The organism is uncultured Marivita sp. (genome assembly GCF_947488135.1).
Taxonomy (GTDB): Bacteria; Pseudomonadota; Alphaproteobacteria; order Rhodobacterales; family Rhodobacteraceae; genus Marivita.
In genome coordinates this window covers 119,418-141,672 of sequence record NZ_CANKYW010000008.1, presented here as the reverse complement: position 1 = coordinate 141,672, position 22,255 = coordinate 119,418, and the positions used below count along the sequence as shown (strand labels likewise).

Sequence of the window (22,255 nt, the reverse complement as noted above, 5' to 3'; positions counted from 1 at the left end):
AGCGAAAAGCTCATTTACGATTTATTGCGCATAGAACCGCCGTATTTGGCGAACCTCTCCCAGTCAAGCCCTTTAAAGCATGGCCCTTGCAAGGCTTCGTCGAACGAAATGCCATTGTGAGTGCCGTTCCACTCCATGACCTTCACCTCACCTATCCGATCGACGCAAATGTCCCATCCAATGCATTGCACATAAGGAACTTTTGCATGAAGCTTCAAAGCAACCTCACAGGCTTCATTAAATTTGGGATAGAAAAAATCCGAAAATGGTTTCTTGCTGTCTGGATGAATTGGCATAGCAGTCCAATCTACGTTGTAACCACTTCTTCCTAACCGACCATTACTCAAATTAACCGAAATTCTTACGTTCCTATCTGATCTCATATGTGCGTCTCCATCGCGGCCGAGTCGCAAACGTGCTGTACGAACCCGTGCAGACCCATCAGCTTCAGTCGTAGTTGTCAATCGCAGCGTGGAAACAGATGAACTCGAAAATTCAGCCAAGGTTTCGTCTTGGTCGATATAGCTTTGGAACACGCCGTTTCCCAGTTTACAAACAATATCAACGTCAAAATTATGCCTGCCAAACACAAAAATTCCTTTCCCCTTCGACGAGTGATCTATCTTAAAAACGACTTTCTCATTAGTAGCGAACAATATCGATGACACTTGGTCTTTGGTGATGACTCTACTATGGACGTCAAAAAACAAACCATTGATATGAGACGCAATATCCGGGAAGTACGTTTCTCCGAAAAATGTAACGTTAAGAGGCTTAAGCTCCGAAATAGAGCCATACGCCCCCTTTATATTTGGGACCACCATTTTTCCATAATAATTATCTGGTATCCATCCTTCTTTAAACCCTCCTGACACTGCTGAATAAACATATAGCCAAGGCGAATAAACCATACTGCCGAAAATATCTCTCGAATACTCATCGCAAAGCGCTTTCGGCTTTTTCCCAAGCTCTCCATTTTCACTTTCGATATTCTTCAAAGCTTTAAAGGCTTTCACACGATGGTTGCGGTGAAACCGTTTTGAGACAAGAAATGAGCGAACTCGATTGAGTTCTCTAATTGATGCGCTATACAAACCCTATCTCCTTAATAAGCAATGATTCCGATAATCCAAACGTGCGAAGACGGTAAGCAGAAAAGCACTGTCGCAAGAACTCACCACCGCATCAACCCGCAGGCCAAAAGCTGGTCGGGACCATGATAACGCTCTGATCTTTCCGACATAAATCCGTCAGGTACCCCTTTCATCGCTTCAAGGAGTCGCGCATAATAATGATACTTCCGTCCTCCGTTGGCATGAGCTCCCCATTCTTTGGCGCGCTCGATCTTTGCAGCGAATTGGGCAGTGAAGACAAAATGCGCGACGGTCAGCATAACGTCAGAAGAGGGCGGAAGGTTACTGCGGTGAGAACCGATCATGCGTGATCGAGAGTCGCGCAGCACCACAGGGGTCTTGCGGCGCGGGGATGACGGCATCTTGGGTTGTCTCTTGGCTTTAAACAACAGTTTAAGCCAATCCCACCGACCACGGTTGGCATTCGGATAAATTTTGAACTTCTCGAACAATTGCTCAGATTTTGATTGTCCTATCAGGACCGGATGCTTTCCGGGCTCCAACTCCAATAAGGGATCGGGCTCGAACCATGGATAAGCCAGAAGCAAGTCTGGGAAGCTTTTCGGCATAACCTTGCTAAAGGCGGCGGTATCTCGCGGGAAGAATTCCACGACAGAGGCTATCGCCGCAGGCGCCTTAGTCAATTGCAATCTGGAAATCACGTCAGAAATCGAAGTAACCCCTGGTGGTAGGAGAAGGAATTCATCAGCATCCAAGTATGCGACATACGAACCATCGAAAAATAGATGCGGCGCGGCAATTTTCGAATAAACACCAAATCGCAATTCCTTACTGGAACCATCTGGATCAAGGAACAGAATTTCGTCCCCATATCCAAGTTCAGATGTTATCACGACGACGTCCGGCTCGTTCGCAAGATAGTCATGGGTTCCGTCGTTGGAGGCGTCATCAAAGATCAGAAACTGTTCGAATCCAATTCCGCGATGATGCTCCAACCATGCAGGTAAAAAATCTATCTCATTTTTCATCACCGAAAACAGCGTGAGCTTATTTTGATCCACCTGCCCGACGTCAACATGAAACATATTTTTTGCATCATGCATTGCAAGCTTAGGCTTAGGTGACATGTACCCGTGACCTCCAAAATTGCATAAATCAGCCTTTCATGCAGTCCGAGCTGTTTTAGGCGCCTATTTGGCGTGCCTTTTGGCCAGATTGCCTTTCCAGACTTCCATGCGCAAGGCATTCCTGCTTGAGGCGGACCACGACCGCTTTACATCGATTCCGATGCCGTATCAGATCCCGTGTAGCTGATCGGTGTTTTTTCGTCCGCAAGTGTGCGGCATATCCAAGGTAAACAGCATTCCTCTCAGGGAACGCGTCATCGGCCTCAGAGGCGTATTTGATCTCTCGAAGGATCGCCAATTTGTGCCGACATGAAACGGGATTCGATGGGGTGAACACCTACAGGAAAATGTATTGTTCTCTTGAGAAAGTCGCTCTTCAGGGTATCGCGCCCGGTCCCTCCGAAACCTCGCGCAGAACCGGGACGCGCGGACTGGCGAGGTCAATCTCGTAACGCGGCCCCGGCGTGTCGCCTTTTTCCGCAACGAAGCGCGATGTGCTCTCGTTCGCATCCTTCCGATCCCAGCCCAGCAACGCGCCGCTTGCGTCGTAACGCGCCGTGTCTGTCCAAGGGGCCGACCAGTAGAGCAGTGGGTCGAAATAGATGCCGCGCTCTTTCGCGGTGTAGTCGATGGATACGAGACGGTGTTCTCCGTCAGGTCCTGCCGAATAGCGGCGGGTCTGGTGCCTGGGGAAATCTATGGAGATGATCGCCGGGGCGCTGTCGTGAACGCCATTATTCGCAAAAACGCCGATATCCACACGCGACACGCGGCGCTCCGAGTCGTCGGAGCCGGGGATCGGCTCGGTCCAGGGATCGTGCCAGGCAACGCGAATTCTGGCCGTACGACCATTGGGTGCCTGCGGTTCGATCCAGACCCGCTCTGGATCGCCGCGCAGCAACCGCCATTCAAAGGTAAGGGGTCGATTGTTCGGCGCCGAGGTGTCCTCAGCGGTGATCTCCATTTCCCGGTCCCATGCGAAGCCGCGCCATAGACGCCCGATCGAGGACGGCGTGTCGAGAAAGCGTTCATCCATTTCGGCAAGCCCGGCGAATTTGGAAAAATCTTCGCTGACCACGCGCAACTGAACCAGGGGCGGGATGTCCGCCGGACGTAACTCAGCCGCTTGCGCCACCATTCGGCCCGTTCGCACGAGCTTACCATCGAACACGACCGGGTGCGCAGCCCCCGATAGATACTCCTCACGGGACGACACAGGCTCGAGATTTCGGCGTAGCACCATTTGCAGGGTCGGGGCGACCAGACCATTCTTTTCCAGAAAGTCGAAAGTATCACGGGGCAGCGCCGCCAGCGTCAGCGCGATGGCATTGAGAAACCGTCTGTCCGAGCGCGAAGACCCCTGGCTGATGATCATGTAAGGCCAATTGACCGGAAAACGGTCTTCGGCATCATGGTCGCGGTGCTCTGGATAGACGTAGATATGGTTGTTGACATAAAGCTTCGGTGTCACGGCACGCCAGAAATCAGTGGTCATCGCCAGACGGGGAAGGCTACGCGGCGCGGGTCCGCCCGTCATCGCGGCGGATGAATTTCCGAAGACGACACCGGGCAGAAAGATCCGACCTGCGAGACCGAAGTCATGTCCTTCGGCAATCAAAGCAGGCCCGTATTTGAGAAATGTGAGGCTCGGATACAGCTCTGAGTCCAGCAGGGAGTGGCCACGGTCCCGATTGTCGTAAAGGACGCCTGTGAACCCATTGACATCACCTTGACCACTGAGAACCCTGAACAGTCGAACGCCATCCTGAGTATTGCGTGGGCCGATAACGGGGACGTCAGAAGCCGGTCTAGGGAGCTCAAGCCCGGTCGCCGCCCAGACCATGGATTGGATCTGAACGAGATCGCTCCTGTTGAGAAGAATCTCACTGGCGTGGACTGGCAAGCTCAGAAACCCGAGCCCCAATGTAATGCGCAGCAGGTTCGACAAAAATCGCATATGCTAGGTTTGCAGATGCAGTCGAACATGTCTATCTGCGAACATGATTTTGGCCGCCTCCGTTCAGCGACACCCGTGGGTTCGCACAAGCAGGTCGCTTGGGTTCGCCTGACTACGTCTCTTTTGGCACCAATCGTGGACAAGGCACTCGGCAGCCCCGCTTCCTCCCTTCCTCCCTTCCTCCCTTCGTCGATCAGATCGATCGGGACCGCTCAAAAATGCACGATCCGGCATCATTGAGGCCAAACAGGTACTGCTGCTTGCCACCGATCTTGGGATCGGCGCCACCTCAGGGATGCGGGTCACGCGATCTGCGTCTTATCACCTGTTTCCGCAATGACGCGTTGACCAGAAAATGAACGGTACCAACCGTCATCTTGGCAGAAAGGACGCCGGTGGCAAAACGGCAGATGGTCCTGCATCGCACCGATGAGCGGGATTGCCCCGACACACCAATGGCCAAAGCGCAGAATAGGCAAATTCCCGTCAGGTCGCGCGACGGAATCCGGGCCGTCGCCCGTGAGAGCTTGTGTGAACAACGGAACATAACAATGAAAACCATTCGGATCACTCTCTGGGCCACGCTTCTGGGCCTCAGTTTCCTGTGGGTTGCGGCCAACCTGCCGTTGCCCGAAACCCTGAACTTCATCGCCGCCCGCAACCTGCTCGTGCAGTATTCAGGTGTCCTCAGTATCGGCGCGATGAGCGTCGCGATGATCCTGGCCGTGCGGTCGCCCTGGGTGGACCGCTGGCTGAACGGGCTCGACAAGTCCTATCGGCTGCACAAGTGGCTCGGCATTTCGGCGCTCGTGACCGCTGTCGCGCACTGGATTTTCGTCAGCGGGCCGGGTTGGGCCATCGATCTGGGCCTGATGACCGCACCCGAGCGTGGACCGCGTCCGACCGGGGTTGAGGCTGCGGATGTCGCGACAATCGAAACCATGCTGCGCACCCTCAGAGACCCGGCAGAGGGGCTTGGCGAAAAGGCGTTCTACATAGCGGTGCTGCTCATCGCCGTGGCGTTGATCCGGCGCATTCCCTATCGCTGGTTCGCCAAGACCCACACGCTGATCGCCGTGGCCTATCTTGTTCTCGTCTTCCATTCGATGGTTCTCATGGAGTTCGATGCCTGGACTCAGCCGGTGGGTCTGATCACGGGTCTGCTGATGGTCGGCGGGGTCGCAGCGGCGTGTTTGACGCTGACCCGGCAGATCGGCCGTCGTCGCAAGTTCGCCGGCAAGATCACCGAGCTTCAGCACTTCCCGTCGATGAAGATCACGGAAGCCGAAGTGACAGTCGACCGCGTCTGGCCCGGACATTGGGCAGGCCAGTTCGCCTTCGTCACCTTTGACCGAAAGGAAGGCGCGCATCCGTTCACCATCGCCTCCGCCTGGGACCCGAAAACCCGAACCATTCGCTTTGTCTCCAAGGCACTTGGCGACTATACCGAGCGCTTGCCCCAGACCGTGAAAGTGGGCGACGATGTAACTGTCGAAGGGCCCTATGGCCGCTTTACCTTCGAGGACAGCAAAAGCCGCCAGATCTGGATCGGAGCGGGTATCGGCATCACACCGTTCATCGCCCGAATGAAACATCTGGCAACTGCCCCGGATGGCAAATCCGTCGATCTCTTCCATACCGTGCCGGAAATCGACCCGAAGCCCCGCGCGCTTCTTGAGGCCGATGTCGCGGCGGCAGGTGTGGATCTACACTTGATGCGCGACAAAGAGGACGGGTTGCTCACCGGGGCGCGTCTGCGCGAGATGCTGCCCGACTGGAAATCCGCGAGCATCTGGTTCTGCGGCCCCGCCGCCTTCGGCGACGCGCTCCGCCACGATCTGACGGAACACGGGCTGAAGCCCGCAGACTTTCATCAGGAGTTGTTCAACATGCGCTGAACGACAGGCCAGACCGAACGAAGGTCAGTCCGTTTTACGCAAAAGCTCCGATAAACCCGATTCCAGGCTTTCGAACGCCGTGCCGAGGCGGCGTTCGATTTCCGCCTGATAGGCCTTGGCCCTTGGCAGCAATTCCGCCATCAGCGCCTGTCCCTTGTCGGTCAAGGCAAGCTCGACCAACCGCCGGTCCGATGGATGCGCGGCCTTAACGATCAGGCCCTTCTCGACAAGTCGCTTTGCGGTGCGGCTGACTTCGTATTTCTCGAGCTGGACGCGGGTTTCGATATCCTTGACCGAGGTGGCATCGCCCTCATGAGCAAGATGGACCAGCACCCGCCATTCGGGGATCGAGATGCCAAACTGATCGCGGTACTGGCGTGACAATTCCTCGCTCGTGCGTTTGGCGGCGACGGCGAGGCGGTAAGGCGTAAACGCGTTGAGGTCGAAATCCGGCAGGGGCGGCTTGGCGTCGGTCATCTGGGTATAGTCGTCGCCGGGCCTCAGGTTTGACAAGCGCTATTCGCATGAGACCGTCATGGCGCCCGGACGGGTCTGCGCCAGCGCTTCATCGTCAATGACTGCGGGGGGCGATGAGATTTGCCATCAGGCGGAACGCGCCCGGCACAAGATGCGCCATCTGGGTGTGCAGCACGAGGCTGCAATGGGTGTGACGCCCTTTGCCGATCTCGGCGGTCAGCAGTGCTCCGGTCAGCGGGTCTTCACCGGGATCGGCCATCGACAGAAGCGGCGTATAGGCCGCGTCCCAGCTTTTGGCGAAATAAAGCCCGCGTTCCTTGACCCAGCCGTCCCAATCCTCGGCGGTGATCCGGTTGGGCGTGGTCAGTAGCGGCTGATCGGGCTCCAGATGCGTGACCTCTGCCTGTGCGTCGGTGATACGCCAACGCAGCGAAGGTTGCCCGATTTCGAGCCTGCGAGGCGGGACAGTCTCTGGATCCCAGTTGTCCCAAGGGCGGTGGTAGAGCGTCAGCAACGTCCCGCCGTCTTCGACCCAGTCACGAATGCGGGGCATCTCGTCCAACAGCCCGTCGCGGAACTGCAGGGCGAAAATGCCGATCACGATGGTGTCGAAAGCCGCCAGCGCGGTTTCATGGTTGATCTGGTCATCGGTAAGCTCGGTCACGTCCGCGCCAAGCGCGCGGAGCCACGTGGCGACGGCATCATGCCGCTGCCGATATAACCGACCTTTGCGTCAGGGACCGTGACGTCAAGCACACGCACGTCAAGCGACGCAGGCCGTGTGTGAACGGTGGGATCAATGTGGTCGTAGGCGATACGCCGTTCGGTCATCGCGGGGGCTGGGCCGACATAGAGCGGCAGGGTGTAAAGGCCGGGGTCGGCATCCTCTGGCAGCATCAGGTGCAACCCGCCATCATGCGCCCCGGCAGTCCAGCCATCGGGAAGGTCGAAACTGACCGCGCTGCCAGCGGGGCTGACATCGGCGACCGCCACGGGAAGCGCGCGTTTCGGTGTGTTGAGGTTGATCAGAGCCGCTGTCGGCACGATCAGTGCCGCACGGTCCGGCAAGATGACCGGCGGTGTGTCGAACGGTACGGCGACGGTTGCCGCATCGAGCTGGATCTCGATCCGCGGCAGGGGTGGATCAAGCGGATCGTATTCAGCGCGGTAGGGATCGGTCTGGTGCGCGTCGGTCGTTATGGTGATCGTGTCGTCGTCAAGCGACCAACCATAGGGCAGGGCAATGCTATGCGCAGCATGGTCGGCATCGCCCGCGTCAAACTCGACAGTGAGCCGCGTCACGTCGCCGGGGCGGAGCCAGATCTGCTCGGTACGCGCGCTGGCCTCGACCCCGAGGGCCAGACGCAGGACATGCGCCAGTTGTCGATGCTTGTCCGCAAGACGATGCGCGATGTGGGCGGGCGCGTCGGCCTCGGCCAGTTGAACGTGTTTCAGCGCAGTGCGGGCGGTGGCCGCCACATGGGTGAAATGCGGGAAAGCCGACATTGTCTCGGTGATATAGCCGTGAGCGGACAGCAGGTGATCCTTGATCGCGGGCGCATTGTCCACGAGGTCCGCCAATGTTTGCGGGAGACCGGCGGTCAGGCTGTCGTCGGGGCCTTCGACATGGCTGACGGCAAGGTGCAGCGGCCAGTCCTGTCCGGGACCGGCGGGCACCCAGCGCCCCATGCCCTGCGTACGATGAAACGCGCGGGACATCTGGCCGATGCGCGCAAAGCTCCATCCCGACACCGGGTCCTTGCCTGCGCCACTGATCGTGAGCGTTGGGTCCGGTGGCGGCTGATCGTCGTCATAGGCTTGCCCCGCGCCAGACCAGGCGGGCAGGTACATCTTGGACACCTGCCAGGGCGGAAGGTTCGACGCGAAGTCGGGATCGGCGGCGGCACTCATCACCTCGTGCGCCGCCTGCGTCATGGCGCGGTGGTGGCCGTGCTGGCCCGGCACATCGAGGAAAGTCGGCAGGATGATATCGGGGCGGTCGGTGCGCACGATCTCGACAAAGCGGTGCAGCAGGTGGTCGTGGCCCCAGATGCCCATCGTTTCCTCGCCGCTTTTGGAAAACCGGAAATCGCGGATCGGATCATCGGGGGAGATGCCATGCCAGTAGAGCCGCATGTTGAGCAGATCGCAGGCGCGCTCCATCTCGCGGGTGCGCAGCGCACCAAGCGCCGCGCCGCTTTCGGTGCCGATATCGTTTTGCCCGCCCTCGCCGCGCGTGGAACAGGCATAGCTGAGGTTGATGCCGTCCCGCAGGCCGATGGCAGCCAGAAACGCGGTGGTTTCATCGTCGGGATGCGCGCCGGTGTTCATCAGCCGCACCACCGATTGCAGCGGGCGCAGCGCCCACCAGAGATCGAGCACGCGCGGGCGCATCCGTGTGTCCTGAAGGCGGGTTTGGTCTGGAGTGGGCATGGTCTACCTCGCTTCGGCGATGGTGGGGATCAATGATCGTCTGCGCCGGTAACAGCGCCTCTGCCGCGCCGCTCAGCCAGCGTAACAGATGCGGGTTTTGGCCGGAATAGCGACTGGTCAGATCGTCCGTATTCGTCACATCCAGTCCCGGTGCGGAAAGATAAGTCTGCGCCAATAAACGGCTGGCGGCGCTTTCCAGTTCCGTGTCCGTGCAGCTGACCAGTACCGGCATATGGCGGCGCGCATCGACGTGGTCAACGAATTGCAGATCCGATGGATGGCGGCAACCGGGCCGCGTTTATCTGGCCGCTGATCGTCACCCGCCGCCCAAAGTAGGGGAAGAGATGACCTTGACGGCGGCCCTGGACACGCTGCACATCTTTGACACGGCGACCGGTGAGGCGCTGCGGTAAACACAAGACAAGAGGCGGGATATGATCGACCTATACACATGGACAACGCCAAACGGGCGCAAGGTGTCTATCCTGCTGGAAGAGCTGGGCGTGCCCTACACTGTGCATTCCATCGACATCACGAAGGACGAACAGTTTACGCCGGAGTTCCTCAAGATTTCGCCGAACAACAAGATCCCCGCCATCGTCGATCAGGACACGGGGCTGTCGCTGATGGAAAGCGGGGCGATCCTGCTCTATCTCGCGCAGAAGCACGGGCGCTTTCTGGCGGAGGGCGACGCCTATTGGCAGATGATGGAGTGGCTCATGTGGCAAATGGGCGGCTTTGGCCCGATGCTGGGGCAGGCGCATCATTTCCTGAAGTTCAACAAGGGCACATCGGACTACGCCGAAGCGCGCTACGGGAAAGAGGCGCAGCGTCTGTATTCCGTGCTGAACACGCGGCTTGAGGGACGGGATTTCGTGGCCGGGGATTACACCATTGCCGATATGGCGATCTTTCCCTGGGCAGCGCGGTTCGAATGGCAGGAGATTGACCTGAACGACTTTCCCAATGTCAGAGACTGGTATCTGCGCATTGCCGACCGTCCGGCGGTGCAGAAGGGCTATCAGGTGCCGAAATTCGTCACGGATATTCCGATGCCCTGAAGCGGGCACCGGGATTTAGTTTTACGCCGCGCGGGACAACTGCGTCGGTGCGGTTTCGATCAGCTCTTCGTGCAGGGCCTTGATGACAGGCTCCATCGAGTCGCGATCCATCACGAACTGCACATCCACATTGCGCGGGCCCTGGCTTGCGCCGATGGCCTCGCGGCCGATGTTGGCGATGGCCTGAAGGCCACGGGTCAGAACCGAAAGACCGTTCAGGTCACGCCCGATCACCGACACCATCGCAAGACGGCGACTGGTGATTTCCGCCGCCGGAAACATCTTGGCGATGTCACGCTCCACCCGACGCATCGTCTTGAGCGAGGCATCAAGATAGTGCGTGATCGTGTTGGCGTTCGACACTTTCGACACGATCCGCACATTGTGCCGCTTGAGCACGTCCAAAATGCCGGAATCGTAGCCTTTGACGCCCACCATGTCCTGTTCGAACACTTCCAGCGTGACGATGTCGAGGCCCGTCACGATCTCGGCCGCCGCCGTGTCGGCGGGCTGATCGTCGATCAACGTCCCCGGATCGCCGGGATCGAAGGCATTGGTCACGCGCAACGGCACACCTGCTTGGCGCAGCGTCTTGGCCGCCTTGGGGTGGATCGCCTCCATCCCCATGTTGGACAGCTGATCCGCCACGTCATAATTGGTGCGGCCCAGCTTGCGCACGGCTTCTTCGCCCACCAGCTTTGGATCGGCCGAGGACAGGTGGAATTCCTTGTGGATGATCGCCTCGCGCGCGCCGGTCAGCGCGGCCAGATGCGAGAACGTGACCTCGGAATAACCACGGTCAAATTCGTTCATCAGACCTTCGACGCATTGCGCATACCCTGTGACAATGGGCATTTCCGTCGCCGGATCAAGGTCCTGAAAGGCGTCGGTGATGCGCTGTTCGAGACAGACATCCCCCTCATCGCGCCAGCCCGACAGATCGACAAACCGGGCCGCGATATTGCTGCGCTGGAGCATCAACGTGGTGACGAAAGCGGAATGCGCCTCACCCAGCCCTGAAAGCAACTCGCGAATATGGCCCATGTGTTCCGGCAAGCGGAAGTGACCGTAGGAACACAGGCGTTGCAGGTCGATCAGGCAATTGCGCGCGCCAAGGATGCGCTCGTCAACGAACATATTTGCCTGTTGGACATCGCCCTTGTGCGACAGGATTTCCTTGTGGGCCGCTTTCATCGCATCGGCCAAGCGGTCAAGCGCGTCCTGCCATTTGTGATTGCTGTCGTCATGGGCAAAGAGCGCATAGACACCCGGTTCACCGGATTTCTTGTGCTCCAACAGCAGGTTCGTGATCCCACCAAAGGCCGAGACCACGAAAACGCGGTTGTAGATGTCTCTGTCCTTGCGGTCGCCGATAAACAGCGTGTCGCGCAATTCGCAGAGGCGGGACATGGACGTCCCGCCGATTTTCTCTACCGTATGTGCCATATCAGGCATCTTCTGACTCTGGCGCTGCGTAGGAGCCGTCTTCGCGGTGCACTTCGGTGCCGGTCACGGGCGGGTTGAAGCAGCAGGCCATGACCAGCTCTTCCTCGGCCCGCAAGACGTGGCGGTCGTGCTTGTCGAGCGCATACATGACGCCGGGTGTGATCTCGTGCGTCTCACCGGTGGCAAGGTCGGTGATCGACCCTTTGCCCTTCATGCAATACACGCTCTCAAAGTGGTTCTTGTATTCGAACGTGTGTTCGGACCCTTCCTCGAGAAACGTGATGTGGAAGGAAAAACCCATGTTGTCGTCGGCCAGAAGCATCCGGACGCTTGTCCAGTTGGCGTCCGACACGACGCGGTCCTTTTCGTTTTCGATGATCTTGTTGAAGTCTCTGACAATCATATCAATTACTCCGCAGCGATTTTGTTATGGGCGCTCAGAACATCGTTTGCGGCATCCAACAGGATGTTGAAGCCCTTGCGCAGCGTGTCTTTTGGCGTGGTCAACGGCGCGAGCACTTTGACCACCTCGTCATGGGCACCCGAGGTTTCGATGATGAGCCCCTTTTCGAAGGCCCGAGCGCAGATATCGCCCGCAAGATCGCCCGATCCGACATCGACTCCCTGCATCATGCCGCGCCCTTTGAGCTTGGCACCGGGGACCAGTGCGGCAATGTCGTTTAGCGCCCCGGTCAGCATCTCGGCCTTTTCGCCGATCTCCTTCTCGAACCGATCATCGGACCAGAACTTTTCGATCGCGACGCGTGCGGTCACGAAAGCATGGGTGTTGCCTCGGAAGGTGCCGTTGTGTTCAGCTGGTTTCCAGATGTCGTGTTCCGGCTTGACCAGCAGCGCGGCAAAGGGAAGTCCCATTCCCGACAGGCTTTTCGCCAAGGGCACGAGATCCGGTTCGATCCCCATCTTTTCGAACGAAAAGAATGGCCCGGTGCGACCGCAGCCCGCTTGGATGTCATCGACGATAAGAAGCGCGCCGTGCTTTTTGGCCAGCCGCGCAATGCCCTGCATCCATTCGGTTGACGCAGCATTAAGCCCGCCTTCGCCCTGAACAGGCTCAAGGATAAATGCGGCGGGCGCGTCGATGCCACTGGAGGGGTTGTCGAGCATCATTTCGATCTGTGCGAGCGTGTCGACGTCTTCGCCAAATGCACCCTCGAACGGCATCCGTGACACGCCACATAGCGGTCCAGCACCTGCGCCCGCACGCTTGCCGGCATTGCCGGTGCAGGACAGCGCGCCCATCGTCATTCCGTGGAAGCCGTTGGTAAAAGCAACGATGTTGCGCCGTCTCGTGACTTTGCGAGCAAGCTTCATCGCGGCTTCGACTGCGTTGGTGCCGGTGGGGCCGGTCATCATGACCTTGTAGTCAAGCCCGCGCGGTTCGAGGATCTTTTCCTCAAATGTCTCCAAGAATGCGGCCTTAGTGTCGGTATACATATCCAACCCATGCGTGATGCCATCATTCGCGATGTGGTCAATCAACGCTGATTTCATGTCGGGATCGTTGTGACCGTAGTTGAGCGACGAACACCCGGCGAGAAAGTCGATATAGGTCTTGCCGGTGTCGTCGGTGATCTCGGAACCGCTGGCGGACGTAAAGGTGGCCGGCATTCCCCGGCAATAAGACCGCGCTTCGCTTTCGCGGCGTTCAAAGATCGAGACAATATCGTTCATGTCCTTGGGCATTGGATGTCCTTTCAAGGCATTGGAATCAGAATGTGAGGTAGAGGCGTGACCGCCGGTCAGGCTGCGCGCTTGAGATCGCCCGTCGCCGGAAGCGTGATCGACACCATGTGTTCGGTGTCGTGGCGGCCCTCGAAATGGGTATCGCGCGTGAAGTGCGGTGTATCGCTCAGATCGCCACCGATGGCGCGCGCAAAGCTGCGGAAGAGACCCCAGGATGCGGCGTTGTCACGGGTGATAGTCGTTTTCAGTTGCGTCGCGTCATCGCACGCGTCGCGTTCGATCAGTTCAAGCAGCATCTTCTTGCCAAGACCCATGCCGCGTGCCTTGTCACTGACCGCAACCTGCCACACGAAGATGGCGTTTTGATCGGGAATCATATGGCCGGAAATCCAGCCAACGATGTCCCCATCAAGTTCGGCGACGACGCATGTGTCGCGGAAGTGGTCGGCTTGCACCAGGTTACAGTACATCGAATTCTCGTCGAGCGGCTTGCAGCTTTTCACAAGCTCCCAGATAGCGGCCCCGTCGGTGGCGTCCGGTTTGCGCAGACGGGGCGATCGCGTTCGAGAGATGTCACTGTTTTTGGGCATAGGTCCTGACCTTTCTTTAGTTCGCCTATCTAACTAGTATAGGGACGGTTTGGTTTCAACACTTATGAAAAATAATGCATAAAAGGGCAAAAGATCGCATATATTGTGGTGTGATCTTGACGGGACGAGGGTTAAGACCCCCTTAAATTTTTAAGATAATTAGCCTTGCGAAGCATGTGTCTCAGCGATCACAGATTGAAGCTATCTCGCGTTTCATGGCATGAGTCCCGCCATGACAAGTGATGCAAATGCCCGGATGGATGACAGCCTGATCGCGCTTCGGCGCATTCTTCGGGCGACCGAACTGTATGCCCGCGATCTGGCCCACTCGGTTGGCCTGACACCCGCTCAGTTGCGTGTCTTGCAGATCGTGGACGAACGCGACAGCGCCACGCCTAAAACTCTTGCGACGCAGATGGGCGTCAGCCAGGCCACGGTGTCCGCCCTGGTCGACAAGCTCGTGGCGCAGGGATTGGTCGAACGTGTGCCCTCCGAGCAGGACCGCCGCCAGACCAATGTGACGATCACCGCCGACGGGCACAACCGGATGGAAAACGCCCCCGACGCCCTGCAACAGCGCTACGTGCGCGCGTTCCTCGACATGGCTGATTGGGAACAAGCCCAGATCGTTGCAGTGCTCGAACGGGTGGCGGACATGCTGGACGCACGCGGGCTCGATGCGTCGCCGGTTCTGACCACGGGCGAAATCACCAAGACGGGCAAGAAACCCACCTGAGACGCGCGGCTCAGTTGCCGGGGCGGCTTTCGGGCGGGTCGTCGTAGATCGACCATCCGCAGGTGCTCTGGCTGTCGGGCAGATCGGTCTTCTTCAGGTTGCGCGCGATATAGGTCTTGGCGATGAAGTTCGCCGTGATCGGCGCGGTCAGCAACAGGAAGACCGAGATCAGAAGCTCGTGGATCGAGAGATAGCCAGTCTCCGCGTAAAAGAAGATCATGGAGGCGATCAGAACGCCCCCGACCCCAAGCGTCGTTGCCTTGGTCGGCGCGTGGAGCCGTTGCAACGAGTCCGTCAGCTTGACCAGCCCGTATGATCCCACGAACCCGAAAATGCCGCTGACGACAAGCGAGATGGCGATAAGAAGTTCAGCGATGAAACTCATGGTCCGACCTCACTCGATGATGTCGCCGCGCAGCAGGAAGCGGCAGTAGGCGACGGTTGACACGAACCCGACCATCGCGACCAGCATCGCGGCCTCGAAATAGATCGCGGTGCCGCGCCAGACGCCGTAGAGCACCAAGAGCGCGATCACGTTGATGACCATCGTATCAAGCGCGAGGATACGGTCCGCCGCGTTCGGTCCAAGCGCGATGCGCCACAGGTCGAGCAGGAGCGCGAGACCGTAACACCCGGCTGCGAACAGGATTGCTGCTTCGATCATTCGAAAATCTCCTTCAGGCGCCGCTCGTACCGCGTCTTGATCTCGTCGCGCACGGCGTCGGTGTCGTCGGTGTGCAGGCAGTGGACAAGGATGCTCCCCCCATCGGCGGCAAGCGTCGCAGAAACCGTGCCGGGGGTCATGGTGATCGTCCCCGCAAGAACCGTGATCGCCTCGGCCGAGTGCAGTTCGAGCGGCATCACAACCCATTGCGAGCGGATGTTCTTTTGCCGCTTGAACAGAATGATCGCCGCCACCTGCACATTGGCGACAACAATGTCCCACAGCACGATCAGCACATATTCCAGCCCTTTGAGCGGCTTGCCGATCTTCGGACGGTTCGGCCAATAGGGCGCGGTCAGCATCGGGATGACGATGGCAAGAAACCCACCCAAGAGCAGATTGCCAAGCGTAAAGGTATTGACCAGCCCCAGCCAGACGAAGACCAGCGTGAGGCTCAGAAGCGGGTGTGGGATAAGACGTGTCAGCATGTCTCAGGTTTCCTCACCGGGGGCCAGAACGGCAGAGATATATCCCGCGCGGTCGAACAACTGCGTCGATGTCTGTTCAAGATAGGACGCGACCGGCCCCGCGAACACCGCCAACCCTACCAAGGCCGCAAGCGTCAGCATCACCGGTGCGACTTCCGCCGGTGTGGCGCGGTTCGGGGGAGGGGTATCGTCAGAGCCGTCCGCGTCGTCGGCGGTTTCCTCGGGTGCGAGCACGGGGATGGCGGTGGATTTCCAGAACAGCGTGCTGCCCGCCCGCGCGAACCCGACGATGGTGAGCAAAGACCCCGCAAGGATCGCGGTCCAGGCCCAGCCCATCAGCCCCGGTTCGCGCAACGCGTCCAACACCAGCAACTTGCCCAGGAACCCGCTGAGCGGCGGCATCCCGGCCATCGCGATCGCCGCGGCAAAGAAGATCGCGGCGAAGAGCCCATTCTGAACGGTGGGATGGGCCGCCGTCAGCGCATCCCCGTCCCGGCGCGACACGACCAGATCGGCGATCAGGAACAGGCAGGCGGCGGCAAAGGTGGAATGCACCATGTAATAGAGCGCCGCCGTTGTCGCGACCGGCGAAAACACGGCCACAGCCACCAGAAGCGTGCCCATGGAGCCAACCACCGAAAAGCTGATCAGCGGCATCAGGCGTTTCGCCCCCAGCACACCGAACGCTCCAAGCGCGATGGTCACGATGGCAGCGGGGAAAAGCCACGCATCGATCATCCCGTCCGTGCCCGCAACACCGGGGCCAAAGACCACCGTATGCACGCGCAGGATGGCATAGGCGCCGACCTTGGTCATGATCGCAAACAGCGCCGCAACCGGGGCAGGGGCGTTGGAATAGGTGGCAGGCAGCCAGAACTGCACCGGGAAAAGTGCCGCCTTCACGGCGAAGACAATCATCAAAAGCATCGCCGCCACCCGCACGAGACCGGCTTCCTCGGCCGGGATCAGCGGTATCTTGGCGGCCAAATCGGCGATGTTGAGTGTCCCGGTGCTGGCGTAAAGCGTGCCAAGCGCGAAGAGGAACAGCGTCGATCCGGCGAGGTTCATCACCACATATTGCAAACCGGCGCGCATCCGGTCGCGCCCGCCGGAATGGATCATCAGGCCGTAGGACGCGATGAGCAGGATTTCGAAGAACACGAACAGGTTGAACACGTCGCCCGTCAGGAACGCGCCGCAAATCCCCATGAGCTGGAACTGGAACAGCGCGTGGAAGTGCCGCCCGCGGTTGTCCCATCCGCTCGCCATCGCGTGCAGCAGCACCATCAGCGCCAGCGCCGATGTCAGCAGAACCATGAGCGCGGACAAACGGTCGAGCACCAGAACGATACCGAAGGGCGCGGGCCAATCGCCCAGCCGGTAGATATGCGTGGTACCATCGGCCGCCATCATGACAAGGCCCAGCGAAATGGCGAGCAAGAGCACGGTGCCCACAGTCGATGTGACCCGCGCCAGAACGATGTCGTAGCGCATGACGAAGCCGATGATCGGCGCAAGCATCGCCGGCAGGACAACGGGAAGAATGATCCAATGGCTCATTTCGCGACGTCCTCATTCGCGTCGGTCTCGTCGATGTCGATCTTGTCGCTATCCGCTTCGAGGAATGCGCCGAGCGAGATCATCACCAGAACCGCCGTCATGCCGAACGAAATCACGATGGCCGTCAGAACCAGCGCCTGGGGCAGGGGATCGGTGTAGCTGGCCTCTCCGTATTTCGACAGGATCGGTGACATATCAATGGCCAGACGACCGCTCGAAAACAGGAAGACGTTGACCGCGTAGGACAGGAGTGCCAACCCGAGGATGACCGGAAACGTTCGGAGCCGCAGTAGCAGGTACACCCCGCCTGCCGTCATCGTTCCGACTGCGCTTGCTACGAGAAACTCCATCAGGTCGACTCCGAACCATCATCGACCCGACTGCCCGGATCGTAATCCATTGGTGTGACGTTCACCGTGCTGCCCGCATAGCGCGCAATCCGCGACAGGCTATAGAGCATCAGCATCACCGCGCCCAACACCGTCAGGAACACGCCCAGATCGAACAGCATGGCGGTTGCCAGCTCGAATTCCTCGATCGGGGGCAGGTTGACATAAGTGTATGAACTGGTGAGGAACGGCGCGCCGAACACCCAGGCGCCGACACCTGTCAGCCCGGCGATGATCACGCCGAACCCGATCAGAGTGTGATACTCGATCCGCTGTCTGTCCTGCGTCCAGGCAAAACCCGACGCCATGTATTGCATGAGCAGCGCGATCGCCACCACAAGCCCCGCCACGAACCCGCCGCCGGGTTGGTTGTGACCGCGCAGGAAGATGTAGATCCCCACCAGGAGCGCAATCGGCATCAGAACGCGGGTGACGACCACCATCATCAGCGGGTGACGGTCGCGCGACCTGTCTTGCGCGTAATCCCGGTTGCGCAGACGCCGCGCCGCAGGCCCTTCGAGCAGCGCGTGCATCAGCGCGTAGATCAAAAGCCCCGCGATCCCCAGAACGATGATCTCGCCATAGGTGTCGTAGCCTCGGAAATCCACGAGGATCACGTTCACCACATTGGTGCCGCCGCCGCCCTCATAGCTGTTGGCGATGTGGAAATCCGAAATCGTCGGGATGTCGCGCTGCATGAAGGCGAAAGACAGACCGCCGACACCGGCGCCTGCCGCAACAGCAATCAGACCGTCGCGGATCTTGAGGCCCATGGGGCTCTCCCTCGGGGTTTCCTTGGGCAGGAAGTGCAGCGCCAGCAGCAGCAACATGATCGTCACCGTCTCGACCGAGATCTGGGTGAGCGCGAGGTCCGGCGCGGACATATAGACAAAGCCCGCCGAGATGGTCAGGCCGATGATCCCGATCAGCACCAGCGCACGAAAGCGGTGATGGTGCATCGTCACGACCGAAATCGTGGCGACGATCAGCATGATCCACCCCACCGCGATCACCGCCGGAATGGGAAGCATGTCGCGCGTCGGCGCGGACAGGCCGCCGCCCATGAAGGCAATGGCCCCAAGCACCACGGACGTTACGGTGAAGATCGCAAGATACCGGCTGATCGCGCCATTATGGGAACCGGCGGTGAAACGTTGCGCCAGCCCGACGATGGACGCGACAAGCCCGTCGAAGATCGCCTTGGCCTCGGGTCGGCGTGCCTTGATCCAGGCGCGGTCCAACGGTGCATGCAGGGCCAGCAGCGCCGCACCTCCGACCACCGCGATGATCGACATGAAGAGCGCGGGCGTGACGCCGTGCCAGATTTTGAGATGCGGATCGAGCTCGGCCCCTGTCACGGCACTTGCGGCGGCGGCCACGATCCCGTCCGCCAAGAACGGCATCACACCGATCAGCACCACAAGGATCACCAGCAGCGCAGGCGCGGCCCAAAGCCCAAAGGGCGGATCATGCGGTTTCGCCGGGTAATCGTCGCGCACCGGGCCAAGGAAGACGTGTCCGATGAAGCGGAAGGAATACGCGACCGACAGAAGCGCACCGATGGTCGCGAGCACCGGCACCGCATAGGCGCTGCCCGCCCAATAGGTATGTGACGCTTCCTCCAGCATCATCTCTTTCGACAAGAACCCGTTGAACAGCGGTATCCCCGCCATCGACAGCGCCGCGACCGTCCCGATCAGGAAGGTCAGCGGCATGACGTGCCGCAACCCGCCCAATCGCTTGATGTCGCGCGTGTGGGTTTCGTGGTCGATGATCCCGGCGGTCATGAAGAGCGCCGCCTTGAAGGTCAGGTGGTTGATGATGTGAAACACCGCCGCAATCGCCGCCGCCTCGGTCCCGAAGCCCAGCAGCATGGTCAGCAAGCCCAGATGGCTGACGGTCGAGAACGCCAGGAGCGCCTTGAGGTCGTCCTTGAAGAGCGCAATCAGCGCGCCCAGAACCATCGTGACCAGACCGGTGGTCGCCACGATGTAGAACCACGCATCCGTGCCCGAAAGGACCGGCCACATGCGCGCCATCAGGAACACGCCCGCCTTCACCATCGTGGCCGAGTGCAGATAAGCCGACACCGGGGTAGGGGCGGCCATCGCGTGCGGCAGCCAGAAGTGGAACGGGAACTGCGCCGATTTGGTGAACGCGCCCAAAAGGATCAGGATGAGCGCGGGCAGATACCACTCGGACGCACGGATCGCGTCGCCCGCTTGCAGAATGTCGGTCAGGTTGAAGCTGCCCGCGATATTGCCGAGGATCAGCATCCCGCCGATCATCGCCAACCCGCCCGCGCCGGTCACAGCCAGCGCCATCCGCGCGCCCTGACGGCCTTCGGGCAGGTGTTTCCAATAGCCGATCAACAGGAAGGACGACAGCGATGTCAGCTCCCAAAACACAAGCAAAAGCAGGATGTTGTCGGAAATGACGATGCCCAGCATCGCGCCCTGGAACAGCAACAGGTAGGTGTAGAACTGCCCGACCGGATCCTCGCCCGACAGGTAGAACCGCGCGTAGAGCGTGATCAGAAGCCCGACACCAAGGATCATGCAGGCAAACAGAAGACCCAGCCCATCAAGGAAGAACGACACCGACAGCCCAAGCTGCGGCAACCATTCGATCTCGGCCTGGATCGTTTCGCCGTTCAGAACCGCGGGCGCCATCGTCAGAAGCAGGATCAGAGCCAGTGCCGTCGGAACCGCCGTGAAGGTCGCCGTGGCATTCCGCCCGGCTCGAATCATGAGCCCGGGAACAAGCGCGCCGATGAACGGCAGCAAAGCGATAAGAAAAAGAAGGTTGCCCGATGTGCTCATGTTACCCGCTAGTCCAACCCGAATTGCCTCGGAGCGCAATATCGTTAAACGCGGGCGATGTAAAAGCCTCGGTTCGTTATTCGGGGGTCACGGGGATAGGGGTGAACTCACGGTGAAGTGCAGATATCGTTGGGTTGTTTTTCCATCATAGGTCCAGAACTTGCGCTTGATCTCCCGGAAGATCATCGATTTGTGGCGCTTGAGGACGCGTGCCACCTCACTGACAGGCACCTTTGCATGCCACCAGTTCTCAATCTTACGGCGTTCTTGCAGCGAAAGTTGCGTGTAAACAGCGCCAATGCCATAAACTCCCATTAGATAACTTTTTGTTTTCTAATAGAAGTCGCACGTCAGGGTAGCGCGGACCCGTTCGGACCAGATGCGCGCGTAATGATAATTATGTAACCAAAGGATAACGTAAGAGATAGTCGACTGTCACCTCCCGACATGCCAACCTGCTCATATCCAAAAGCTCTTTTTGATCACGTGAACATATGTCGAGCACCAGTTGAGGCGCTCGACATGCTACAGGGCATCTCGACAATAACACACCGCGGTCACGCGGCATCGAGAGCATTTTTCAGGAGATCGCGGACTTCGCCTGCGACAGCGTGCAGGTCTTCGTTCTGCACCGCTTGCATCGAAGCGACCGGATCAACTGCGCTGACTTCGGTACCGCCGTCCACCTCGCGCAGGATGACGTTGCAGGGAAGCATCGCGCCGATGCGCGGTTCGATCTCAATCGCCTTGTGTGCCATGCCCGGATTGCAGGCGCCCAAGATGCGGTACGGAGAAATATCTGCATCGAGCTTCTTTTTCATCGTCGCTTTGACATCAATCTCAGTCAAAACGCCGAAACCTGTGTCTGCCAGCGCTTCTCGAACACGCGTCTCAGCTTCATCAATGTTGGCGTCTTTCAGGATACGATCATAGGTATACGCCATGGGACTTTCCTTTCCTCGTCTCAATCTGTTGCCGTACCGAGGCCAAACGATTCAGCCCACGGTTCGGTTCAATGTGTCAGCCGCGCTTGGTTCTGGCGTTTCGACGTCAGGTGCCGGAGCAAGACCCCGGCACCCAATGGATCAATTGTCCTGCATCATGGAACCGTCGCCCATACCCTGACCATTGCCAGGCCGAGCGGGAGCCTCCGTCATGTTCGAGCGCATATTCTGCATCCGTTCCATCCTATCCGCCGGAGCCGCCATTTCTTCCGGCGTCACCGCGCCATCTCCGTCAGCATCGAGATGTTGGAAGCGATCCACCATCATCTCGCGGATCATCGCGCTGTGGAGGGCTTCGAATTCAGCAATCGAAAGGCTTCCATCCCCGTCGCTGTCATATTCTGTAAGCTTGGTCTGAAGCTGCGTGCGCATCTCTTCTGGCGTGGTTGTGCCGTCTCCATCGGCGTCGAACATTTGCATCATGCCGCCACCCATGCCTGCACCCATCATGCCGCCACCCATCATGTTTCCGTGCATGCGCGCCATCATGTCCATCATGCCTCCCATGTTCCCCATCATGCCCGGACCCCCGTTCTGCATCATGCCCGGTCCGCCCTGGGCACCCGGTTGACCCCCATGCCCGTGATGGGATTGCGCCGAAGCGGCAGTGCCAAGTGCGGTTGCGGCGATGGCCATTGCAGCGAGCAGTGTGTTGCGTTTCATCTCGATCTCCTCGTGTCGGTGTTGCGATACACATCATATGGGGAGTGTTCGGTGGCGCGAAACGCGGGAGCACGCATGTTTTGTATCGCCAGGTCGCACAGGGGGTGCCTGTTACAATTTGCGACAAATCTATCCGGGCCGG

At 59.1% G+C, this 22,255-nt stretch carries 22 protein-coding genes; 3 read left to right on the top strand and 19 right to left on the bottom strand.

The window, feature by feature from the left end; translation table 11 throughout:
• Positions 1-14: 14 nt before the first annotated feature.
• The 3 genes from Q1B16_RS19050 to Q1B16_RS19040 form a co-directional block, all read right to left on the bottom strand.
• Positions 15-1,094, bottom strand: coding sequence for a sugar-transfer associated ATP-grasp domain-containing protein (locus Q1B16_RS19050; protein ID WP_299792777.1), 1,080 nt, complete (start codon positions 1,092-1,094; stop codon positions 15-17).
• 80 nt (positions 1,095-1,174) lie between these two features.
• Entirely contained in the window at positions 1,175-2,179 is a 1,005-nt protein-coding gene (locus Q1B16_RS19045; protein ID WP_299792774.1) for a glycosyltransferase family 2 protein, read from the bottom strand.
• Between the two features lie 418 nt (positions 2,180-2,597).
• On the bottom strand, positions 2,598-3,839 hold the full coding sequence (locus Q1B16_RS19040) for a hypothetical protein (protein ID WP_299792771.1): 1,242 nt from the start codon (positions 3,837-3,839) through the stop codon (positions 2,598-2,600).
• A gap of 890 nt (positions 3,840-4,729) precedes the next feature.
• On the opposite strand from Q1B16_RS19040, the gene Q1B16_RS19035 reads away from it, so the two are divergent.
• Positions 4,730-6,076 carry a ferric reductase-like transmembrane domain-containing protein gene (locus Q1B16_RS19035; RefSeq protein WP_299792768.1) on the top strand — a complete coding sequence of 449 codons (1,347 nt, stop codon included), beginning with the start codon at positions 4,730-4,732 and terminating at the stop codon, positions 6,074-6,076.
• Positions 6,077-6,100: 24 nt separating this feature from the next.
• Here the strand turns inward: Q1B16_RS19035 and Q1B16_RS19030 are convergent, their stop codons facing one another.
• The 3 genes from Q1B16_RS19030 to Q1B16_RS19020 all read right to left on the bottom strand — a co-directional run bounded on the left by Q1B16_RS19030 (position 6,101) and on the right by Q1B16_RS19020 (position 8,986).
• Positions 6,101-6,553 (bottom strand): MarR family winged helix-turn-helix transcriptional regulator, encoded by a 453-nt coding sequence (locus tag Q1B16_RS19030; protein ID WP_299792765.1) that lies wholly within the window; start codon positions 6,551-6,553, stop codon positions 6,101-6,103.
• Between the two features lie 94 nt (positions 6,554-6,647).
• A complete protein-coding gene (locus Q1B16_RS19025) occupies positions 6,648-7,217 on the bottom strand; it encodes a hypothetical protein (RefSeq protein WP_299792762.1) in 570 nt (189 codons plus the stop codon).
• Complete coding sequence (locus Q1B16_RS19020) at positions 7,214-8,986, bottom strand: PIG-L family deacetylase (protein WP_299792756.1); 1,773 nt, start codon at positions 8,984-8,986, stop codon at positions 7,214-7,216. The genes Q1B16_RS19025 and Q1B16_RS19020 overlap by 4 nt, the downstream gene beginning before the upstream one ends.
• Before the next feature lie 434 nt (positions 8,987-9,420).
• Between Q1B16_RS19020 and Q1B16_RS19015 the strand changes: the two genes are divergently transcribed.
• On the top strand, positions 9,421-10,047 hold the full coding sequence (locus Q1B16_RS19015) for a glutathione S-transferase N-terminal domain-containing protein (protein WP_299792753.1): 627 nt from the start codon (positions 9,421-9,423) through the stop codon (positions 10,045-10,047).
• 21 nt (positions 10,048-10,068) lie between these two features.
• Here the strand turns inward: Q1B16_RS19015 and Q1B16_RS19010 are convergent, their stop codons facing one another.
• From Q1B16_RS19010 to ectA, 4 genes are read right to left on the bottom strand one after another with little or no spacing between them, the layout of a single operon-like run.
• Positions 10,069-11,493 (bottom strand): aspartate kinase, encoded by a 1,425-nt coding sequence (locus Q1B16_RS19010; protein WP_299792749.1) that lies wholly within the window; start codon positions 11,491-11,493, stop codon positions 10,069-10,071.
• Position 11,494: 1 nt separating this feature from the next.
• Positions 11,495-11,896 (bottom strand): ectoine synthase, encoded by a 402-nt coding sequence (locus tag Q1B16_RS19005; RefSeq protein WP_299792746.1) that lies wholly within the window; start codon positions 11,894-11,896, stop codon positions 11,495-11,497.
• Positions 11,897-11,901: 5 nt separating this feature from the next.
• Complete coding sequence (gene ectB, locus Q1B16_RS19000) at positions 11,902-13,197, bottom strand: diaminobutyrate--2-oxoglutarate transaminase (protein WP_299792743.1); 1,296 nt, start codon at positions 13,195-13,197, stop codon at positions 11,902-11,904.
• A 56-nt stretch (positions 13,198-13,253) separates the two neighbouring features.
• On the bottom strand, positions 13,254-13,787 hold the full coding sequence (gene ectA, locus Q1B16_RS18995; protein WP_299792740.1) for a diaminobutyrate acetyltransferase: 534 nt from the start codon (positions 13,785-13,787) through the stop codon (positions 13,254-13,256).
• A gap of 232 nt (positions 13,788-14,019) precedes the next feature.
• On the opposite strand from ectA, the gene Q1B16_RS18990 reads away from it, so the two are divergent.
• Entirely contained in the window at positions 14,020-14,523 is a 504-nt protein-coding gene (locus tag Q1B16_RS18990; protein ID WP_299792737.1) for a MarR family transcriptional regulator, read from the top strand.
• A gap of 10 nt (positions 14,524-14,533) precedes the next feature.
• On the opposite strand, the gene Q1B16_RS18985 is transcribed toward Q1B16_RS18990, so the two are convergent.
• The 9 genes from Q1B16_RS18985 to Q1B16_RS18950 all read right to left on the bottom strand — a co-directional run bounded on the left by Q1B16_RS18985 (position 14,534) and on the right by Q1B16_RS18950 (position 22,113).
• Positions 14,534-14,908, bottom strand: coding sequence for a Na+/H+ antiporter subunit G (locus tag Q1B16_RS18985; protein WP_299792734.1), 375 nt, complete (start codon positions 14,906-14,908; stop codon positions 14,534-14,536).
• Positions 14,909-14,917: 9 nt separating this feature from the next.
• The gene (locus Q1B16_RS18980) at positions 14,918-15,187 is read right to left on the bottom strand and encodes a K+/H+ antiporter subunit F (RefSeq protein WP_299792732.1); all 270 of its coding nucleotides are present in this window, start codon (positions 15,185-15,187) and stop codon (positions 14,918-14,920) included.
• Positions 15,184-15,675, bottom strand: a complete 492-nt coding sequence (locus tag Q1B16_RS18975; protein WP_299792728.1) for a Na+/H+ antiporter subunit E — start codon at positions 15,673-15,675, stop codon at positions 15,184-15,186. Before Q1B16_RS18975 ends, Q1B16_RS18980 begins: the two co-directional genes overlap by 4 nt.
• Before the next feature lie 3 nt (positions 15,676-15,678).
• Positions 15,679-17,235 (bottom strand): monovalent cation/H+ antiporter subunit D, encoded by a 1,557-nt coding sequence (locus Q1B16_RS18970; RefSeq protein WP_299792725.1) that lies wholly within the window; start codon positions 17,233-17,235, stop codon positions 15,679-15,681.
• The gene (locus Q1B16_RS18965) at positions 17,232-17,585 is read right to left on the bottom strand and encodes a Na+/H+ antiporter subunit C (RefSeq protein WP_299792722.1); all 354 of its coding nucleotides are present in this window, start codon (positions 17,583-17,585) and stop codon (positions 17,232-17,234) included. The genes Q1B16_RS18970 and Q1B16_RS18965 overlap by 4 nt, the downstream gene beginning before the upstream one ends.
• A complete protein-coding gene (locus Q1B16_RS18960) occupies positions 17,585-20,446 on the bottom strand; it encodes a monovalent cation/H+ antiporter subunit A (RefSeq protein ID WP_299792720.1) in 2,862 nt (953 codons plus the stop codon). Before Q1B16_RS18960 ends, Q1B16_RS18965 begins: the two co-directional genes overlap by 1 nt.
• A gap of 87 nt (positions 20,447-20,533) precedes the next feature.
• Positions 20,534-20,761 carry a helix-turn-helix domain-containing protein gene (locus Q1B16_RS22380; protein WP_366140173.1) on the bottom strand — a complete coding sequence of 76 codons (228 nt, stop codon included), beginning with the start codon at positions 20,759-20,761 and terminating at the stop codon, positions 20,534-20,536.
• Positions 20,762-21,003: 242 nt separating this feature from the next.
• The gene (locus Q1B16_RS18955; protein ID WP_299792717.1) at positions 21,004-21,390 is read right to left on the bottom strand and encodes a DUF302 domain-containing protein; all 387 of its coding nucleotides are present in this window, start codon (positions 21,388-21,390) and stop codon (positions 21,004-21,006) included.
• A 141-nt stretch (positions 21,391-21,531) separates the two neighbouring features.
• Positions 21,532-22,113: an EF-hand domain-containing protein gene (locus Q1B16_RS18950; protein ID WP_299792714.1), complete on the bottom strand. Its 582-nt coding sequence runs from the start codon at positions 22,111-22,113 to the stop codon at positions 21,532-21,534.
• Positions 22,114-22,255 lie beyond the last annotated feature (142 nt).

Excerpts from the sequence above, each read along its gene's own strand:
- ectA (WP_299792740.1), bottom strand. The coding sequence starts at position 13,787 with ATGCCCAAAAACAGTGACATCTCTCGAACGCGATCGCCCCGTCTGCGC.
- Q1B16_RS18955 (WP_299792717.1), bottom strand. The coding sequence starts at position 21,390 with ATGGCGTATACCTATGATCGTATCCTGAAAGACGCCAACATTGATGAA.
- Q1B16_RS19035 (WP_299792768.1), top strand. The coding sequence starts at position 4,730 with ATGAAAACCATTCGGATCACTCTCTGGGCCACGCTTCTGGGCCTCAGT.
- Q1B16_RS19015 (WP_299792753.1), top strand. The coding sequence starts at position 9,421 with ATGATCGACCTATACACATGGACAACGCCAAACGGGCGCAAGGTGTCT.
- Q1B16_RS19030 (WP_299792765.1), bottom strand. The coding sequence starts at position 6,553 with ATGACCGACGCCAAGCCGCCCCTGCCGGATTTCGACCTCAACGCGTTT.
- Q1B16_RS18980 (WP_299792732.1), bottom strand. The coding sequence starts at position 15,187 with ATGATCGAAGCAGCAATCCTGTTCGCAGCCGGGTGTTACGGTCTCGCG.
- Q1B16_RS19005 (WP_299792746.1), bottom strand. The coding sequence starts at position 11,896 with ATGATTGTCAGAGACTTCAACAAGATCATCGAAAACGAAAAGGACCGC.
- Q1B16_RS19020 (WP_299792756.1), bottom strand. The coding sequence starts at position 8,986 with ATGCCCACTCCAGACCAAACCCGCCTTCAGGACACACGGATGCGCCCG.
- Q1B16_RS19010 (WP_299792749.1), bottom strand. The coding sequence starts at position 11,493 with ATGGCACATACGGTAGAGAAAATCGGCGGGACGTCCATGTCCCGCCTC.
- Q1B16_RS18960 (WP_299792720.1), bottom strand. The coding sequence starts at position 20,446 with ATGAGCACATCGGGCAACCTTCTTTTTCTTATCGCTTTGCTGCCGTTC.
- Q1B16_RS18975 (WP_299792728.1), bottom strand. The coding sequence starts at position 15,675 with ATGCTGACACGTCTTATCCCACACCCGCTTCTGAGCCTCACGCTGGTC.
- Q1B16_RS18970 (WP_299792725.1), bottom strand. The coding sequence starts at position 17,235 with ATGAGCCATTGGATCATTCTTCCCGTTGTCCTGCCGGCGATGCTTGCG.
- Q1B16_RS18990 (WP_299792737.1), top strand. The coding sequence starts at position 14,020 with ATGACAAGTGATGCAAATGCCCGGATGGATGACAGCCTGATCGCGCTT.
- Q1B16_RS18950 (WP_299792714.1), bottom strand. The coding sequence starts at position 22,113 with ATGAAACGCAACACACTGCTCGCTGCAATGGCCATCGCCGCAACCGCA.
- Q1B16_RS18965 (WP_299792722.1), bottom strand. The coding sequence starts at position 17,585 with ATGGAGTTTCTCGTAGCAAGCGCAGTCGGAACGATGACGGCAGGCGGG.
- ectB (WP_299792743.1), bottom strand. The coding sequence starts at position 13,197 with ATGCCCAAGGACATGAACGATATTGTCTCGATCTTTGAACGCCGCGAA.
- Q1B16_RS19045 (WP_299792774.1), bottom strand. The coding sequence starts at position 2,179 with ATGTTTCATGTTGACGTCGGGCAGGTGGATCAAAATAAGCTCACGCTG.
- Q1B16_RS22380 (WP_366140173.1), bottom strand. The coding sequence starts at position 20,761 with ATGGGAGTTTATGGCATTGGCGCTGTTTACACGCAACTTTCGCTGCAA.
- Q1B16_RS18985 (WP_299792734.1), bottom strand. The coding sequence starts at position 14,908 with ATGAGTTTCATCGCTGAACTTCTTATCGCCATCTCGCTTGTCGTCAGC.